Annotated in this window: 16 protein-coding genes and 1 pseudogene; 6 read left to right on the top strand and 11 right to left on the bottom strand. The window is 42.5% G+C overall.

All coding sequences use genetic code 11. The features are described from left to right. Positions 1-155: 155 nt before the first annotated feature. From VB714_RS27390 to VB714_RS08470, 3 genes and pseudogenes are all read left to right on the top strand, one after another. A pseudogene (locus VB714_RS27390) lies at positions 156-749 on the top strand (uracil-DNA glycosylase family protein); the annotation flags it as partial. Between the two features lie 93 nt (positions 750-842). Further along, positions 843-1373, top strand: a complete 531-nt coding sequence (locus VB714_RS27385) for a uracil-DNA glycosylase family protein (RefSeq protein WP_416309637.1) — start codon at positions 843-845, stop codon at positions 1371-1373. A 30-nt stretch (positions 1374-1403) separates the two neighbouring features. Next, positions 1404-2138 (top strand): cobyrinic acid a,c-diamide synthase, encoded by a 735-nt coding sequence (locus VB714_RS08470; RefSeq protein ID WP_323223098.1) that lies wholly within the window; start codon positions 1404-1406, stop codon positions 2136-2138. 57 nt (positions 2139-2195) lie between these two features. Here VB714_RS08470 and aroF read toward each other — a convergent pair whose 3' ends face one another. The 4 genes from aroF to VB714_RS08450 form a co-directional block, all read right to left on the bottom strand. After that, complete coding sequence (aroF, locus tag VB714_RS08465) at positions 2196-3254, bottom strand: 3-deoxy-7-phosphoheptulonate synthase (protein ID WP_323223096.1); 1059 nt, start codon at positions 3252-3254, stop codon at positions 2196-2198. Positions 3255-3345: 91 nt separating this feature from the next. Further along, a complete protein-coding gene (locus tag VB714_RS08460; RefSeq protein WP_323223094.1) occupies positions 3346-3864 on the bottom strand; it encodes a PAM68 family protein in 519 nt (172 codons plus the stop codon). A gap of 18 nt (positions 3865-3882) precedes the next feature. After that, a complete protein-coding gene (rpsO, locus tag VB714_RS08455) occupies positions 3883-4152 on the bottom strand; it encodes a 30S ribosomal protein S15 (protein WP_204102962.1) in 270 nt (89 codons plus the stop codon). 170 nt (positions 4153-4322) lie between these two features. Beyond that, positions 4323-5252 (bottom strand): DUF3472 domain-containing protein, encoded by a 930-nt coding sequence (locus VB714_RS08450; RefSeq protein WP_323223090.1) that lies wholly within the window; start codon positions 5250-5252, stop codon positions 4323-4325. Positions 5253-5564: 312 nt separating this feature from the next. Here VB714_RS08450 and VB714_RS08445 point away from each other — a divergent pair, with 312 nt between their 5' ends. After that, a complete protein-coding gene (locus VB714_RS08445; protein ID WP_323223088.1) occupies positions 5565-5699 on the top strand; it encodes a hypothetical protein in 135 nt (44 codons plus the stop codon). A 49-nt stretch (positions 5700-5748) separates the two neighbouring features. On the opposite strand, the gene VB714_RS08440 is transcribed toward VB714_RS08445, so the two are convergent. The 4 genes from VB714_RS08440 to VB714_RS08425 all read right to left on the bottom strand — a co-directional run bounded on the left by VB714_RS08440 (position 5749) and on the right by VB714_RS08425 (position 12899). Beyond that, complete coding sequence (locus VB714_RS08440; protein ID WP_323223086.1) at positions 5749-7872, bottom strand: M66 family metalloprotease; 2124 nt, start codon at positions 7870-7872, stop codon at positions 5749-5751. A gap of 671 nt (positions 7873-8543) precedes the next feature. Further along, the gene (locus VB714_RS08435) at positions 8544-10166 is read right to left on the bottom strand and encodes a hypothetical protein (protein ID WP_323223084.1); all 1623 of its coding nucleotides are present in this window, start codon (positions 10164-10166) and stop codon (positions 8544-8546) included. Between the two features lie 15 nt (positions 10167-10181). Beyond that, positions 10182-11561: a hypothetical protein gene (locus VB714_RS08430; protein WP_323223082.1), complete on the bottom strand. Its 1380-nt coding sequence runs from the start codon at positions 11559-11561 to the stop codon at positions 10182-10184. A 39-nt stretch (positions 11562-11600) separates the two neighbouring features. Continuing rightward, positions 11601-12899, bottom strand: coding sequence for a hypothetical protein (locus tag VB714_RS08425; protein ID WP_323223081.1), 1299 nt, complete (start codon positions 12897-12899; stop codon positions 11601-11603). Between the two features lie 314 nt (positions 12900-13213). On the opposite strand from VB714_RS08425, the gene lexA reads away from it, so the two are divergent. Continuing rightward, complete coding sequence (gene lexA / locus VB714_RS08420; protein ID WP_416309636.1) at positions 13214-13840, top strand: transcriptional repressor LexA; 627 nt, start codon at positions 13214-13216, stop codon at positions 13838-13840. Positions 13841-13941: 101 nt separating this feature from the next. Here lexA and VB714_RS08415 read toward each other — a convergent pair whose 3' ends face one another. The 3 genes from VB714_RS08415 to VB714_RS08405 form a co-directional block, all read right to left on the bottom strand. Continuing rightward, positions 13942-14427 carry a hypothetical protein gene (locus VB714_RS08415; RefSeq protein WP_323223078.1) on the bottom strand — a complete coding sequence of 162 codons (486 nt, stop codon included), beginning with the start codon at positions 14425-14427 and terminating at the stop codon, positions 13942-13944. 211 nt (positions 14428-14638) lie between these two features. Next, complete coding sequence (locus VB714_RS08410; protein ID WP_323223076.1) at positions 14639-15940, bottom strand: TldD/PmbA family protein; 1302 nt, start codon at positions 15938-15940, stop codon at positions 14639-14641. Between the two features lie 271 nt (positions 15941-16211). Next, entirely contained in the window at positions 16212-16439 is a 228-nt protein-coding gene (locus tag VB714_RS08405) for a hypothetical protein (protein WP_323223074.1), read from the bottom strand. Positions 16440-16783: 344 nt separating this feature from the next. Here VB714_RS08405 and VB714_RS08400 point away from each other — a divergent pair, with 344 nt between their 5' ends. Beyond that, on the top strand, positions 16784-17395 hold the full coding sequence (locus VB714_RS08400; protein ID WP_323223072.1) for a cupin: 612 nt from the start codon (positions 16784-16786) through the stop codon (positions 17393-17395). Positions 17396-17409: the final 14 nt, after the last annotated feature.

The following is a 17409-nucleotide window of genomic DNA, read 5'->3' as shown; positions in this document are numbered from 1 at the left end:
ATGAGTGATAAAGAATGGCAAAACGATCGCCTTTAAAAGTTTAGCGAAAAATGCAGCAAAATCAACGCGATCGCCCAGCTATATCCAATGGAGAGGAGGCGATCGATAGGTTAATATCAGTTTACGAACATTTTAGCGATAACAACTGATTAAAAATGACTGGTGAGAAACAACTGAATTTATTTGGCGATCCCGATCCCCAACCCAACCCCGTACAAATCGATCGCGAACGCATTCCCTTCGATGCTAATATCCCCATTCCTCCTCAAACTTACCAAAATATGGACGAATTGGCCATTCACTGTCAGCAATGCGATCGTTGCGAATTAGGACAAACACGCATCAATGCAGTGATTGGACGAGGAAACCTCAATGCAGATATTATGATCGTTGGTGAAGGTCCCGGACAGCATGAAGACGAACAAGGATTACCCTTTGTGGGAAAATCGGGTCAATTATTAGAGAAAATTCTGGCTTCCGTTAAATTAGATTCTCAGCAAGATGTTTATATCGCTAACATGGTAAAGTGCGTCACTAAAGATACGCCTATTTTAACTCAACAAGGTTATAAAAGCATTGGTTGGATAGTCGATAATCGCTGGTCTGGAGAAGTCTTAAGTTTAACCCCCGATCGCCAATTAACTTGGCACAAAATAACAGGTTGGTATCGTTCTCCCTTGGGGGGAAGACCCCTCTATAGAGTTACTTACAAAGATAGTAACCTAGGTTATACAGCAACAGGAGATCATCCTATTTTAACCCGTCGGGGTTGGATTCCCGTCGAAGAATTGCAGCCAAGGGATCTGGTTGCAACGGGAATTCCGACTGGAATATCCCAACAAATGCAGAATTTAGAAACTGCATTTTGCGATCGCATTCCCGTACTCTCTTCCTCCTTAATGACTTCTATCGTTGGGAATAAAACTGACTGGAAAACTGCGATTAAACAACCTATCCTTCCCCCAGAAAACCCCACTAATGTTTATTGTATCGATGTCGAAGAAACCGCCAATTTTGTCACCCCCGCAGGAGTCGTTCACAATTGTCGTCCTCCCCGAAATAGAAAACCCAACCCCAATGAAATTATTGCTTGTAAACCCTATTTATTAGAACAAATTCGCCTCGTCGATCCCAAAATTATCTTATTTACCGGAGGAACTGCTTATCAAGGCTTGACTGGGAAAAAACAAGGTATTACGAAAATTCGAGGAGAATGGCTAGAATGGGAATCAAGGCAGTGTATGGCAATTTTACATCCCGCCTACTTGTTACGCAATTCCTCTCGAGAAAAAGGACAACCAAAATGGTTAATGTGGCAAGATATTCAAGCGGTACGGGCAAAATTAGACCAACTGCGTGGCAAAACAACTTAATAGTAATATTTGAGCGATCGGGGTGATATTATGCTAGACAAACTTCCTCCAGAGGCGAAAACATGGGCGGAAAAACTACACTGGAAAGAACGACGCTATTTACTCTCAATTTGTCATCTTCTTTGTGCTGCACCTCCAGAAACCCAAGCACAATTTTTGGATCAATATACAGCAGATGGACTGATTGCGAAAATTATTCAAGATTATGAAACGCAAACTAAAATCAAAAATCATTTTAAAAGTTTTCATATCGATACAGAACTCAATCCACAAGTTCTTAGAAAAAATATTAAACAATTTTATATTCATTCTGCCCAAGATGTTCGCCGAGAACCTGCAAAATATTTAGAGTCCGCATTGCGTCTCGTCACCAGTCCAGAGGAAAAGAATTACGTTCTCAACTATATTTTAGGATTTGAATTGATTAAATTAATCTTTAAAATGAGTTGGTTGCAACAAGAACGATTTTATTCACTGCAACACAATCAAGAAGAATTTTTTAATGCTTATATCAAACCCATTCAATATGCCCATAGATTGAATGGAATTGTTAATCCGAAAGATTCTAATCTCTTTTTTGCTCAACGCAGTTATTTTGTGCAAAAACCCAATCTTTCCGATCGCAAAACTATTGAGTTAGTGATGGTCACGTTTACCACCGATACCGTTAGTAATTTGGGCTTTTCCATCGTTCGCAATATTCGTCCCGTTCCTTTTGATTATGATTATATCTACCAACCGGAAGAAGAACGCATTTTTTGTTAAGATAAAACACGAAAAATCCCCCCAATTGGGAGGATTTTACAAGCAAATTTTAAGGGATTAAACCATGGCCAAGGCAGGTTCCGGCCAGCGTTCTACCGCTTTACCAATCACCGATAACTCTTTCATCAAATTGTCAAAGCGATCGGGAGTTAAAGACTGAGGACCATCAGATAGAGCCTTCGCAGGGTTAGGATGTACCTCGATCATTAACGAGTCTGTTCCTGCCGCGATCGCAGCCTTCGCCATCGCAGGAACATATTCCCATTTCCCTGTCCCGTGGCTGGGGTCAAGCATAATCGGTAAGTGGGTCAATAAGCGCAGAACGGGTACTACAGCAATATCTAAAGTATTGCGGGTATAAGAGCGATCGAATGTCCGCAAACCTCGTTCGCAAAGGATAACATTAGGATTACCCGCCGCGAGAATATATTCAGCAGCCATCAACCACTCATCAATTGTCGCCGACATTCCTCGCTTGAGTAGTACGGGCTTATCTTGAGCGCCAACTTTTTTCAGAAGGGCAAAATTCTGCATATTTCTCGCCCCGACTTGCAAAACATCGGCAACATTAGCAATTTTTTCTACATCGGCAGTATCCATGACTTCGGTAATAATACCCAAGCCAGAAGCCTCCCGCGCAGTTGCCAATAAACCTAAAGCACTTTCGCCGTGACCTTGGAAGGCATAAGGAGAAGTCCTGGGTTTGTACGCACCACCGCGCAAAAATTTAGCCCCCGCCTTTTTGACTCGTAGTGCTGTTTCCACGATCATCTCTTCGTTTTCTACGGAACAAGGACCCGCGACAACAACAATGGGATGGTGTTCCCCAAAAAGCACATTCCCTTCGGGAGTGCTGACGGCAATTTCGCTGGGCTGTCCGTGGCGAAACTCGCGACTGGCACGCTTATAAGGACGTTCTACCCGCAGCACAGATTCAATCCAAGGACTTTTTTCCTCGATCTGGCGTTCGTCGAGACTGGCAGTATCTCCTACGAGCCCCACGATAACTTTATGCCGTCCGACAATTTTTTCGGGGTTTAGTCCCCATTCTGTAAATTCTTGACACAAACGAGTCACTTCGGCTTCTGGAGAGCCAACTTTCATGACAACAATCATTTTGCAATATCCCCTTCGTATAAAACGCTATTTACTGTTAGTCCCATTAGGAGCAATTTTAGAGGGTCGGGGAAACCCCAACCCAAAATCGTTAGTTTTCTTTAGCTTCTTTAGCGGCTTGTTTGGCTGTACGCCAACCTTGGATCAGTCTGGCAAGATTCAGCGTGAATTCCTCCCAGCCCAACCAACCTCCTGCACGATCTTCCTCCCAGGAGGTGGAGAGAACACCGTAACTCAAACCCACAAAGCCTAAACCGAATAAAGCTAAGGTTGCAAAAAAGACAAACGAGGGGGCAATATCCGCCCATCCTTGACTGACTACGAGATAAAAAATGAAAAAACTGGAGATTCCCAATCCCGTCGGAATGCCGGATATCAGAGCCATACGCCGGATCATGCGTTTGCTAACTGCATCGGGGATGACGGTGGAGTTAGTCTTGGAGTTAAACTTGCGATCGCGCCGATAAGTTGATTTTTTCTCTGATTTTTTCTCTACTTTTTTCCCCGATACTGATTCAGGGTTGGGGGATGTAACTGGGGCTTTTTTCTTTTTCTTGCTCTTTTGACGCGGTTCAAAGGGGAGGGGTTGGCGATCGGATTCTGAAGGCATGAGTTTTTCGGGGATGGTTTAACGGCGGATACCCAAACGGCGGATTAATTGTTGGTAGTGTTCGTAATCATTTTTTTGGATGTAGGAAAGCAGTCTTCTGCGACGACCAATCAGCTTGAGTAGCCCCCGACGAGAGGAATGATCTTTTTTGTTTTGCTTTAAATGTTGGGTTAGCCCTTCAATTCTGGCAGTCAGTACGGCTACTTGCACGTCTGAGGAGCCTGTATCGGTTTCGTGGACTTGGTAATCCGAAAATATTTGTTGTTTGCGTTCTTGGGTTATGGTCATAATTTCGCGATGGGTATGGGTTAACTCAAAAAAAACTCATAAGTCTCCCATCCTACCATAAACTTTCAATTCTAGTCCGCGATCGCTAGACTAGAGATTTTTAATCAAGCGAAGGCCAAAAAGGTGCGTTCAAACGAACGCACCCTACCAAATTGGATTATCGTTGACTATCAGTTGCCTTGAGTAATGTAAACGTACTGCTTAAGGTCAGAGTAGAAGTGAGTTACAGCATTATTGTCTTGATTGCCGAAGCTAAGTCTTGAAACTTTGCCCGGATAGGCTTGACCTTGGTAGTAACCTGTTGGCGTGAAATATAAGATAGTTGACAGTGGTCTCTGGTCAGCAGAGTGTTCCGACCAGTCGAAGTATTCATCGAAGGCGACTGGAGACGAAGATGCGATCGCCGCTTCTTGGTTTGAGTTCAATGCGACGGTAATCTTACCAATAGATTGTGTCTGCTGGGTGCTGTGGTCATAAATGGAACCTTCCCAGGTGGCGTGGGTCGAGTTTAAGTCATGCAGAGTCACCATAAAGTCGTAATCATGATTAACGGACCAAGAGTAGGGAATATGGCAGTTTGTTCCCAAACCAGAATCAGCACCTGCTTGACAGTACTGATCGCCAGAAGCGGAAGAAGTCCCATTGCCAAAAACACTAAAGAGAGCAGTTTTTCCATACTCACCTTCACGCTGCAACCCAAAGTAGAAGGCGTTGTTATTCGCTGAAACCAAATTATCCTGGTAAGCCCAGTAATAGGCTAGACGGTTTTGATTATTTGACTTTTCAGTCATGGGTCGCATGGAGAATTTAATCGCATCAAACCCTGATGTCGGTTTGTTGGGAATTGAGTATAGAATGTTTGGTGCGCCGAGAGTGAGACTACCAGTTTGAGGGGTTTTAGCCGGGTTTTTTGGGAGTGAGGAATGGGTAATTTGCCCGAGCTTGGTGGTTAGAGGATTCATCCGTGTTGACGCGGAACTCACATCACTTGCAGGATTTGCAGTAGCTATCGGATTGGCGCTTGCAGCTTCTGGTGTTGGAGTTGCTGCCGCAACAATCAGCATTACAAAAACAAAGAAAACAGAAATTAAGCGTTTCAAAACAGTTCTTCTCCTACTAAAAGAATATCTTCTGGATAACAGAAACCAGATGATTCAGAAATTGTCACGTTACGATTGTAAGGATTTTTTCGGATATCAATACCCCATCCAAGTCAATATTTAAGAGGTGACTCAAAAAAACAGAGTGAATAGTAAGATCACTAATACTCAAATTACATAATACATATTAAACTAGCCATTTACATATTAAATTTTATTAAGTTCGCATTATTTCAACAACTCAGAGTTTATATTTGAGTTGAATTAAAGACAAGAGTACTTATACATTCACATTCCAATGGATTTTTTGAGATGGGCTGTGGAGTTCGCGATCGCGCGATCGCCGTCTTGCCTAAAAGCGCATTGGAACTAAAAGCTAAAAAGGTGCGATCAAGCGATCGCACCCTGCAAGCTAACGATTATGCTTTAACCAAAATCACAGTTTGACTTTCTGGTTTATGGTGTTAGCACGCGCGACGAGACAACCTTGCGTTTCTTACTTAGCAGAAATTACGCTAGTGTTCAATTCTCGCTGAGGTTCATTTAATTCAATAGAGGTCAAAAAGTTACCATTACAAGAAACATTAGCACGGTAAGGCTTCAGAGCTTCCTCAATATTGACATGAATCTTATTCATGTAGCCCCCATCGAGTCGCCTCGCATATAAATTAAAGGTTTTAGTGCCAGCATTTCGGGTAAAGACATTGAGTTGACAGGTCGAGTCCGAAAAATTGTCTTCATAAACTGCTCCAAACGATCCATGTAAAGCCGGGTAGAGATAACTTGATAGCTGCTGATTCGGGTCGTAATAACCAACTATCGTTGCGACAGGGATACCTTGCTTATACGGTTTTTGCTCAACTTGGTTGCTATTAGCTGCCATCAGGTCATTTTTAACCATGTTTTTCCATGAAACCATTTGTTTTGAACTTGCGTCCCACTTGGTAAAGCCTGTTGGTGAATCAGGGCTGAAGACGGCTTTACTCTCGAAGAAGTTTTGGATACTGTTTAGCTCATAGGGCGTGTGAAGGGTGTAGCCATTTTGCGCCAGGGAGAGTGGGGCACCACCAGACATGGCTCCTGCACCAAAGCGTCGTCCTGCGAATGGAGGAACGCATTGGCTTTCATAACACTGTTCTTGATTGGTGACGGGCCGCTCAAAGTTAGGGATAAAAAAGTTGCGATCGGCATCCCAACCCCATGTAGAGTTAACTTGATTTGCAGGTCTGTTTATTGCCCCGTTGAAGCCTCCGGGATAATGACCCAAACCAAAGTTGTGTCCAAACTCATGGCTGAATTCATTACCAATAGAGTCTTGTAGTGTGACCATTCCATTGCCACCAGACAGCCCATGCACTTGTACGCCATTAGCGTATTTGCCTACTGCGTTGTGTGCGGTAAGTTGTACGGAGGAGAAAGGATGCCAATTCTCGCCAATTCCACCTGAAGAGTTGATCCCATAATTGGCATTATTAATACCGTGGGAGACGAGAACTTTGGCGATTTGTTGTCTCATTGTTCCGTCATGGACTCCTCCTTGACTCGGATCGAAATCGGTGAGAAGGCGACCATCTGGTAACATGACTTTCGTGAAATGTTGGGGTTCGTATTCAGAAACCGTCAAACGGCTAATAGGAAGTTGATGGAAGTATTGGCGATGCAATTCTGGATCTTTTTGAAAGCTAAATTTATCTCTTGGTGGAGTTAACATTCCCAGATCGATAGTATGAACAATCAGTTCATTAGGTGCGCTAATATTCAGGTCAGTAATTGTTCCTTCTTTTGTTCCACTTCTGAAGGAAAGCTGTAAACCCGGTTGGATAATATTAGCTGGCAATATGCTCGAAAAGATTTTGTCGCTATAAGCTATCTTATTCCACTCGGCATCCACGTTTGCATACCAAATACCACCAACGTTCTTGAGAGTAAACTCGTCACCTCGATTCATGGTTAGCGAGTTATTGGTGTAGAAGATATTTGAGCTATAACCAGCATTAGAAGTAAAAGTCACTATTTTGTTGTTGAACTGCTGGCCATCAGGCAAATGAAAATTACGAGCCCAGTTACCATCACTGGTTCGTATGTGGATCGAGTTATAGGAATTGAATAGCTGTTGGAAGTATTTGCCTTCCGGATCGTTTTCAAAATTGCTTAATGTTTGGCTATCAGATATTGTTCGATCGAATTCATTGGGTTTTGAAATTTCGCCATTGAAATCAGTTTGTCCTGCGAGTTTCGTTAATTTATCAGGGGTAGTCATCAGGCCTTGATAAACAATATAAACAATTCCATTGTTCTCTTTTTTCGCAGTCACGGTGATTTGACTCTGGTTATTGATGTCTTCTTTCGGCTTAAATAAAACCATAGTTTTTCGGAAAGAAGTCGGATGGGGTTGAACATCATTCGCTACACCGTGCTGAGATGGAACGATCGAGTTTTGTACAAAACTAACAGAGCCTGGAAAGTTGCCAGAGGTATCAGAGTCAAAATTATTCTGATTGAAAATAATTGATGGGTTATTGTTCTCTACAGCAAAGCTATAAGGTATCGGTCCTAAAACAGCCGTTAAGACACAACCTAGAATAGCCGTTAAGATGCAAGCTAACAATTTTGCTTTCATAACAGACAATCGGGAAGTAAGGGTTTATAGGTGTTTAATAGTATGTATTTATCAAATAAAACACCACTTAAATCATAATACTTCGTACTATTAATAACTGTCAACTTTTTTTTGTACTATGTTCGTTCAAGCAATCGTAGTTAGGGTTTAGAGACAGCGATCGCAACTCTGAATAGTATCAGGACAGACAGAGGAGTTTACGATCGCCTCTCTCACCGCCTTACCTCGAAGCTAAAAAGGTGCGTTCGTTATTGGCTGCACGATAGGATAGGTCGTCTGCAAATCCAAAACCCCCGTTAGCGGATCGACATTACCTTCTTCTGTTGTGCCAAACACCGCAACTATCGTAATAATCGGGTGCTTCTTGCCGTCGTCTGTATTATTTCCTGAAATGTACTCATCATTTGTCCATCAAAAAGAATTCTGCGATCGCTTATGGAAGTTAAGGAAATAAATCGGTAATTCGTGGAACTGGCATCTTGCCAGTGTCTTGCGCGTTAAGTATATATCACGATCGTCAACTTAACTTGTTAGCGATCGCATTTTATTTTCTAGCCCTCTTTATCAATGGGGGAGATAATCTCATTTATTAAGAATGGGAGAGTGCGTTACATTTCATTAACGCACCTTACATGGTATTGAGGGTGTTAAGGATAGCAGGGCGATCGCCTTCACAATGCAATAATAATTGGCTCAGATAGAGTAGATAAATGCAATTCCAACCTACAGCGATCGCCATCGCGATCGACTTTAACGCGATAACCGCTTCCTGCATCAGCAAAGGAAAATGAATTTTGTTCTTGCATAGATAGAACTATTGTATCGATTGCAGTTTGTTGCAATTGTCCATCAAAAAGAATTCTGCGATCGTTTAAGCGATCGCGCAGGAGAAATTGTCTGGTGATGGGCATTACTTTAACTTCTAAGTGACGCAGTTGAAAGGTGAAAAGATCGGGTTGAGATGAATTGATTTTAACTCCATCAGGTAAGCCGGCGATCGTTTCAGGAGATGCGATCGTAGGAGCAATTTCTGGGGTTTTGGGTTTCGGTTCAGGTTCGGGAATATCCGCAGGAGGAACAGGAATAGGAAGGGAAATATTTTTAACAGGAATTCCCCAAATTTTTGATTTTTTAGCAAGTTCGGAGCGACTTTTAACGGCTTTTTTAACTTGCCCTTGTTGGCTTAAATATGCCTCTTGTTTCTTTTTAACAGCCAGCCAGCGAGAACGGGCAAAAGTGGCTAAAGTTTTATTCTCGTGGTGGGTATAGCGTTCGTAAAAAGAGAGAGTTTCTACTAAAGAACCCACTTTTTCCAAAGTAATTCCTAATTGAGAAGGACTGATAAATTGCTCCCAGTCGCTATGAAAAAGAATTTTTTCTTTAAAGAAAAGTTCGTAGCGACGGCGCAAACCTCGAGATAAATCTTGGGGAGAAAGTTCTGAGTAAGCTAAATCGCGAACAATGGAGAAAGGTAAGTTTAACTCTTTTGCTTTTTCACTCATTAAAGTTGTAGGATAAGTTTCAATAAAATCGATCGCTATATCCCATTTTTTCCCTGCCAGTAAACGAGAGAGTAATTGTTGCATAACTTCTTCCCCTCGATCGCCTTCTTTTGCTCCCTCCAGACACATTTTCATTTTCTCGCGATCACCTAAAACTTCATAAGCTGCGATCGCCTCTAACCACTCTTCTTTCGCTTCTAAAATCGGTGCAAGATGAATGAGCCATTCAGAAGAAAAAGGGCGTTGAGCCTCTTCCCAAGCGGAAATGAGTAGATCGCCGCGATCTGCTTTAAGTAGATAAGGTAATCCTGCGGGAAATCCTACACTTTCCGCTTTCGCCAGATTATATTCAACTTTCTGAGTGCTTTTCGCTTCTTCCCAAAAAGAAATTGCGCGATCGTATTCTTGAGCACGATAACAACAAGAACCAGCGCGATCGCTCATCCCTTGATATTTATCTCGCGCTAATTTTTCTAATACCGTTCCCAATTTTGACCATTCTGTTTTACTCAGTTCTACTTTATCATTTTTAACCAAGATTTCGATCCGTTTTCCATAAGTCTGAATTGCCATCTTCCATTGAGCCGTAAAACGATATTTTTCAGGTGTATTTTTAGTTATTTTTTCTTCTAAAACTCCAGCTAAAAAGTCACTAAATTGTTGCAGTCCTTCTATATTTTCTTCTTTAAGTACCATGAATTTAATCAACGGCATAACATTGGCAGGATTTACCTCCAAACTTTCTGAATCTTTACTTTTTAATTCATTTTGTTCTAAGTCGTACCAAGCCAATAAATTTGCCCAACACTACCCTTGCCAAAAACAATTCCAGGCTAGAGAAAATTCTTGTTGTTGTAGGAAACATTGTCCCGCTTGTAAATATTGTTCTTCAAACCTCAAAGCCCATGCTTCACATAATTGAACGCGATCTTCGTCTCCCAAGCGTTTATAAGCACTTTGAGAACGCCTAATTAAATCGGCATTTTCCATATTAATGCCTTCTGTAAAAAAAGTATTGGCAATTTCCGGGAGATCGTCGCTGCCGATCGCATCAGCACGATCGCCCCTGCCAATTAGATAAATGCGTTCTTCCCATTGTTTTTTACTCTTCTGTTGTTGTAATAATTCTAAAAATTTTTCTAGTTCTAAGATATTACTGGCGTGTTTCCAGAGCTTGCGATCGCCAACTTCGGTATCAATAATAAATAATCGTTCCGTCGCCCGACTTGCGGCAACATAGAGCTTATTAAAAAAGTATTTTACTTCCTCCGCAGGAGAGTCCATTGGCAACCAAGCATCGAGATTACAGGATTCCCCAAACTTATAAAGAACCACTTGTTTAAACTCCAATCCTTTGGCCGCGATCGCGCTTAAAACATTCCAAAGTAATGTTTCCTGTTTCTCGCTTTTTTCTTGTAACTTAGCTAAAATATTATCTTTGCGAATATAATCCATTTCCCCTCCTTGATCGCAGGGAATAATAATAATTGTATCTTGTAAATATTCTTCTAATTCTTCATTGGATATATCTGAACCAACGATCATTTTTTGAGGATCAAAATTACCATGCTTTCTTGCTTTTTGGGGTTTGAGTTCAGGGAGATCGAAAAGAACACTTCGCCAAAGCTGAATCAGATTATTAACTCCCACAATAGAAGGAATTGAACGATAATTTGATTCTAATTCAGCAAAGTTCATTTCTAAGCCGAGTTTTCCTGTTGGAGAAAGCGTTGTAATCACTTCATTGTAAAAAGCAGCCTTCAAACTCGCCCAGCGAAACCCAGTTGGATTAAGAGTTTGTAAGGGATCGCCCGCAAAAGCAAACGGCAAACTTTCAATGTGCTGATGTTCGAGATCGTAGGCTGTAAAAACAGACAAACGCATGATTAATTGCAGTTCAATATGGGTAAAATCCTGTGCTTCGTCGCAAAAAATAGCTGTATATTCGGGAGAGTAACATTTAAGATAAAGAACCCGGCGAATTAAGTCTTGATCGTCCCATTTTTCAGATTCTTTGGCATAACGTTCGTACCATTTCCAAACGGTTTCATAAATATCTTTAAATTCTTCCACTGTCACGGTTTGTTCTCGTCGCGGAATTTCTCGATAATCATCAACATCTAAATAGCGATCGCGTTCGTCTAAATGATATCCTTTAATAAAAGTACGAATGACCTGCCAATACAATTCCGGCGAGTATTTACGCCATGTCGTGCGATCGATCAGTTAGCGAAAGCGGTGAAAAGAAATATAATTAGCATCGTTGAAGCGATCGCGTTCTTCTAAGTGAAGTAAGTTTTGTAAAAACGTCCGAAAAGATTGGAAAAAAGGACTAAGATTGGGCAAATCTTCAGCAATTCCCCGTTTGGCTAAAAAACGATGATGGGAGGCCAATAAAGGAATAACTCTCTCTTTCGCAACCTTCAGCAAGCGTTCGTTATAAGCTAAAAATAAGGGATGCGGTTTACTTAAAATTGAGATATTTTGCTCTTGACAAAGCCGCAAATGCTTGTGACAATAATCGGCAAAAAGATGAAAAAGCATTGTTGATTTACCACTCCCCGCCTGTCCGTTTAAAAATAAGGGTAAAGAAGGACGAGTTGTAGAAACATCATGCAAAATGGCCTCCTCTTCCGCAGAAAGTGCTAAGTTAGCATTTTCTTCATTTTCGATGGCTAACCAATTGGTTTCATCTGCTAATAAATAACTGGGATAAGCACGAGAAGCAATAGATGTTAATTCATCTAATGTTGTGGGAGTTTGGGGATTAAAAGGAGAAATTTCTTTTTCCGGCCAAGTGCGATCGATAACTTGTTGAATTTGTTCGCGATCGGGAGTTTGAGAAAAGGGAGCAATGAGAAAAAGAACCTGTCTCGAGGGTATATCTGCGGTCAGAATGCGACTGTAGAGAACATAGCGATGCTCTTCTCCATACAGTTTAATTCCCTCCCAATAGGTATCCGAGCCAAAATCCGAGGTAGTATCGGCAAGTTCGGCAATAATTCGGTTAAAAGTTCTCCATTTATCTTGAATTTCTGGTGTAGAAAAGCTGTTTAACCAGTATTCGCTTTCATAAACAACAACACCATCAAAATCCATTCTTAAGCTAGGACGTTGCAGCCAGAGTCGCAATTCATCCGTGAGGGGTTGGGGTGTGTTTTGGCGATCGTTTTCGGCTTTGCGTTGATTGAGCCATTGCCATAATTGTTCTTGTTTGATTTGACTGTCAAGAATGCGATCGCCAAAATTTTCCCGATCGCGCAAAAATTCCCCATAAGCGTGACCACCCCTGCGGAATACCTTCAACCAACATAAAACCGGATCGCTCCCTACCCGCTTTATTCGCGCAATTAGCCGTAGGTTGCCTTCTTTACGCTTCAGATAAGGATAAACCCGCTCAAACCTCGCTAGAACCTGTTCTAGCGCCATTTCCTCTATTTCCCTGCATAGGCGATCGACATGATCCCCCAGTCCAGTTTGTTCCGTGACTTGTTCATCAAATGCGTTGGTGCGATAAACGTACATTCAGCGAATTTCCCAGTATAGACCGATACCTCATATTCTCTATTTTGGAGGATCGAATCCGGGATTGGGGAAAGGGAAATGAGAGGTTAGGGGATAAGAGCTAAATTTCTGGGAAAAGTTCCTCGAATTACGAGTCAAAATCCCGCCAATTTATTTGATGTTTTATTCGACTTTACTTTCTGTTTTTTTTCTGATAGAACTGTTCTTAAATAAGTACCCACGTTCTAAAATAAGAACAAAGCGATTGAAAGATTCTTTTTTTAATCGCCTCCACAATTTACCCCAGTAAAAAAGCCATGGAAAAACCCGAAAAAATGGAAAAATTGACCCCGGCTCAAAAGGAACTTTATGACTGGTTAGTTGAATACATTCGCACCGAGCAGCACGCCCCTTCCATTCGCCAAATGATGCGAGCCATGAATCTCAAATCTCCGGCTCCTATTCAAAGCCGTTTGGAGCGTTTGCGGAAGAAAAAGTATATTGATTGGACAGAAGGAAAAGCACGCACCATTCGCATTCTTTATCCCCCTCAAAAAACAGGATTACCCATTGAAGGGGCGATCGCGGCGGGTCAATTAGTCGAACCTTTTACCGATGACAAAGAGCAACTAGATATTCTGGCGATCTTGCATCGTCCTAACTGCTTTGCCCTGCGAGTGACAGGGGATAGCATGATTGAGGATATGATTCGAGAGGGGGATTTCGTCGTGATGCAACGGCCTCCCGCCAATGAAATCCCCAGAAATGGCGAAATTGTTGCTGCTCGGGTGGATGGTGCCGGTACAACTTTAAAGCGATTCTACAAGTTTGCCGATCGCATTACCTTAAAACCCTCTAATCCTGCATTCGACCCCATTGAGGCTGAGGCAGATCAGGTGGAAATTCAAGGTATTCTCGTGGGTGTCTGGCGCGATTTTTTCACTCAGCGCCAAATCCATTAAAGGATACACGAATAAATAAAGACCCCGCTTAAAAACACCCCCTGATATCAAGGGGGTGTAAAAAGTTAAAAAGTTGTCTAAGAAGAAGTTGGAGCAGAATGCTAACTTTTGGGAGAATTTTGCAGAGCAAGGGTGAATTTCTGGCGATCGCGATCGCCTCTGGTGGCCAATAATTGTTCTTCCAAAGCGGCAATGCGGTTATAGGCTGCGGTCACTTGCGCCGTCAACCGCCGAATTTGTAGATCGGGAGAAAGCGATCGCTCATCGGTATTGTAGTCGAGCAGGCGATCGAGGTTCTGTTCGTCTGCTAACACATCTTTATGGAAAATGCTGTCTTGCTGTGGGGCGATCGCCGGAGAAGAGGGAAAACCAATAGGTGTAGAAACTCGTTGATTTTTCGATAATTTGGTAATATTTTGTGAGGAAGACGAGGTGGCAAAAGCACGATCGTCCTGAAGGGCTTCTACCACGTCAGCATTTTGCCCGGCTAGAAGTCCAGCAAGTTGACTCGACATTTTCTCGACCAGTTGATAAAGTAAATCGACTTTACCATTCAGTGTATCGAGCTGATTTTGCAGTTTTTCCATAACAATTACGCCTTTAGCAATTTATTCTGTTTTTATGCTATTGCGTATTGTCCTGCTCTCCTTCAGGATTCCTGATTCATTTAACCTTTGAGGGTTTGGAGAAATGGGTTTGGAGAAATGGGTTTGGAGAAATGGGTTTGGAGAAATGGGTTTGGAGAAATGGGTTTGGAGACCAAACCCCTACCGGGAAATGGGTTTGGAGACCAAACCCCTACATTTTTTGGCCAACCACCGATAAGCCATCAACAATGATTGAAGGGGTATAGTAAGAGCCGTGCCAGCGATTGTCGTTTCCTAAAGCGAGAATTTGTTTGAGTGCCTTATAAACATTACCTGTAACCATTGTATCCTTGACACGCCCGACAATTTTGCCGCGATCGATACGATAACCCAGATCGACATTAATGGAAAAATCTCCAGAAATACTGCTACTTCCTCCTAACATTTGATCCACTAATAATCCATTATCTAATTGCTGAATTAAGTCTGTGAGGCTGCCCCAGCCCGGTTCGACAATAATATTAATCAATTCGGGAGTAGGATAGCGATCGAGAGAAGGACGAAACCCATTGCCCGTACCAATCGTCCCTAAAGCGCGACCTGTGGCGAGATCGCTATAAAATCCTTCTAGTTTCCCTTGTTGGATCAAAGGCAGAAATTGTGTTTTGCTGCCTTCATCGTCAAAAGGACAACTATAGGGTCCCCTTTCCGGTTGTTGGCTGAGGGAAAGAATCTCGGAAACGACTAATTGTCTGTGGCGATCGCTCCAAGGAGAAGATTTTTCCAAAACGTGCTTGCCATTAATAGCCTCTGCCACGGTATCCCAAAGTAACGCCGCCGCTTTTCCGGTAAAGAGAATGGGAATGGGACCGAGAGGAGGAGGTGTATTTTCCTGCGCCCAGTCCAGCCGAATTAAAATATCTTGAATGAGACTATTGACACTGAGTTGGTTGCGTTCTTCACGATCCTCATAAATCCCGAGCAGGTCTTCTCCTCGTACCCATTCCACCCCCAAATAACCACTCAGGGTAATATCAGTATACTGGCAGTGCAGTCCTTGGCTATTGGTCAGAATTGTGGTCTCTTGTTCGCATTCAAATTCCCCGCTACAGAGGACTTCAGGATACTGCTCTCGAATATACGCGATCGCCTCCCGTCCTAGTTTGACTAATTCTCCCACTTCTACCACTTCCCCTAAATCCGGCAGGATCGCGGTTTTGGCTTCCGCAAGTTCAATGGTTTCGAGGGGATTTAATTCCGAAAGGGCGATCGCCCCCTCAACTAATTCTCGGGGTTCAACTCGTCCGTAAGCAACCGCCAAACCTGGACGATTCTCGCACCATACCCTTAGTGCCGTACCTTCCGATTCACAACTCTCCAACTGCTTCAGTCGGTTGGCTTCAAAAAAGATAGGATGGGAAAGCGATCGCGACTGATAAACCTCCGCACAACTTGCTCCTGAAGCAAGGGCTAATTCAAGTAATTGTTCGGCGTGTATTTCTTGGGGCTTCATCGGGTTCGGGCAAGAATTCGAGCGCAGGGTATAACAAAGCAATTGTACGCTCTTACCCGAACGGATTGTAATTTTTATCTTTTTTTGGTCTCATCCCCTACAGATATTTTCTCGAAAAATGCGATCGAGGAGGTTAGAAATTATCGAAAAAAACACGATTTACCCCCGTAAAGTCTCGGAAGATAAGACTTTTTACGGGGGCAAATTTTCCTAATCAGAAGGAAAGATATCTAGGAAAAATACAGGAGAATATTTTTACTCTCTTTTCTTTTTACTCGGATTTGCCAGCGCAGGGGTCTGCACCATCAGTTTTACCAGCGCAGGGGTCTGCACCATCAGTTTTACCAGCGCAGGGGTCTGCACCATCAGTTTTACCAGCACAGGGGTCTGCTTGTTCGGTTTTCTCTCCTTCTGTAGCGTCTGGGCTGGCACAGCCCACAGCCAATCCCAAACTCAATAAACTAACCGTTGCCAATGTTGTCAGGTACTTAACTTTCATTTGGGTTCCCCTCAAAATTATTTTAAATGGAATGTTTTTTTTAGGTGTTCGGCGCTGAAACTGCAATGACTCCTCTCCAAATTTTAGTCAGAGCCATATCGCTTCAGCGTAGACAACAATATAGCAAATAAATTTCTCGGATGACTGAGAAAAAACTGAAAAGTACCTAAATAAATATTAATTTATCTAATCAAAGTCAACAAAAAAAAAGTTTTTTATGATAACTCTACCGAAAAAACTGCTAAAAAAGACCATTCCCACTAAAAAATAAATTCCCGATCGCAGGAGAGGTATAGTTTATAAAGGAAAAATGGAAACATTGTTTGATACAAAAAGGAAAGCTAATGAACGGTCGGAATTGGTTGGTCACAGACCACGGTACTTGTCAAGAGTTAAAAGCCGCAGAGGATGAAAAAATCCTGACAACTCCCTATCGCTTGTATCAATTTCTCGCCGATCTCGATAGCATTCTCGATCGCTTTGACGATGATACCGAACGTCTCAAACGAATCTGTCCCCGAGTCCGGCGTTTAATGGATGACTCGCCTTGGCTACAACTACAATACACTTTCCCGGATCCTCAAAAAGGATGGTCTGTTTCCATGCTTTATGATGAGCCAGGATACCCAATCACAGTACAAATGGTTTCCTGGGAAGGGGGACGAGTTTCGACAATTCACAATCATGCAACTTGGGGCTTGGTGATGTTGTTGGATGGTGAGGAAAAAAATACTTTTTGGAAGCGATCGCCAGATGCCGAAAACCTCGATCGCATTGAAAGGGTAGGCGATCGCACTTTCTCCTCGGGGGATATTATCTGTTTCCTACCGGATGCCATTCACTGTGTCGAAGCAATGGGAGAAAAACCGACTATTTCCTTTAATTTATACGGCATGACCATTTACGATCGCCGTTTTGTCTTCGATCCCAAAGCTCGCACAGCCAAAACATTCTAATTCCCCCCCACTCC

The organism is Spirulina sp. 06S082 (assembly GCF_034932145.1).
In the GTDB taxonomy this organism is placed as follows: domain Bacteria; phylum Cyanobacteriota; class Cyanobacteriia; order Cyanobacteriales; family Spirulinaceae; genus CCY15215.
This window is presented reverse-complemented; position numbering and strand designations above follow the sequence as displayed.

What these genes read in the sequence shown, in the direction of transcription:
- VB714_RS08460 (WP_323223094.1), bottom strand. Translation starts at nt 3,864, where the DNA reads ATGCCTTCAGAATCCGATCGCCAACCCCTCCCCTTTGAACCGCGTCAA.
- VB714_RS08405 (WP_323223074.1), bottom strand. Translation starts at nt 16,439, where the DNA reads ATGAAAGTTAAGTACCTGACAACATTGGCAACGGTTAGTTTATTGAGT.
- rpsO (WP_204102962.1), bottom strand. Translation starts at nt 4,152, where the DNA reads ATGACCATAACCCAAGAACGCAAACAACAAATATTTTCGGATTACCAA.
- VB714_RS08410 (WP_323223076.1), bottom strand. Translation starts at nt 15,940, where the DNA reads ATGAAGCCCCAAGAAATACACGCCGAACAATTACTTGAATTAGCCCTT.
- VB714_RS08400 (WP_323223072.1), top strand. Translation starts at nt 16,784, where the DNA reads ATGAACGGTCGGAATTGGTTGGTCACAGACCACGGTACTTGTCAAGAG.
- VB714_RS08445 (WP_323223088.1), top strand. Translation starts at nt 5,565, where the DNA reads ATGGGCTGTGGAGTTCGCGATCGCGCGATCGCCGTCTTGCCTAAAAGC.
- VB714_RS08425 (WP_323223081.1), bottom strand. Translation starts at nt 12,899, where the DNA reads ATGTACGTTTATCGCACCAACGCATTTGATGAACAAGTCACGGAACAA.
- lexA (WP_416309636.1), top strand. Translation starts at nt 13,214, where the DNA reads ATGGAAAAATTGACCCCGGCTCAAAAGGAACTTTATGACTGGTTAGTT.
- aroF (WP_323223096.1), bottom strand. Translation starts at nt 3,254, where the DNA reads ATGATTGTTGTCATGAAAGTTGGCTCTCCAGAAGCCGAAGTGACTCGT.
- VB714_RS08415 (WP_323223078.1), bottom strand. Translation starts at nt 14,427, where the DNA reads ATGGAAAAACTGCAAAATCAGCTCGATACACTGAATGGTAAAGTCGAT.
- VB714_RS08440 (WP_323223086.1), bottom strand. Translation starts at nt 7,872, where the DNA reads ATGAAAGCAAAATTGTTAGCTTGCATCTTAACGGCTATTCTAGGTTGT.
- VB714_RS27385 (WP_416309637.1), top strand. Translation starts at nt 843, where the DNA reads ATGCAGAATTTAGAAACTGCATTTTGCGATCGCATTCCCGTACTCTCT.
- VB714_RS08470 (WP_323223098.1), top strand. Translation starts at nt 1,404, where the DNA reads ATGCTAGACAAACTTCCTCCAGAGGCGAAAACATGGGCGGAAAAACTA.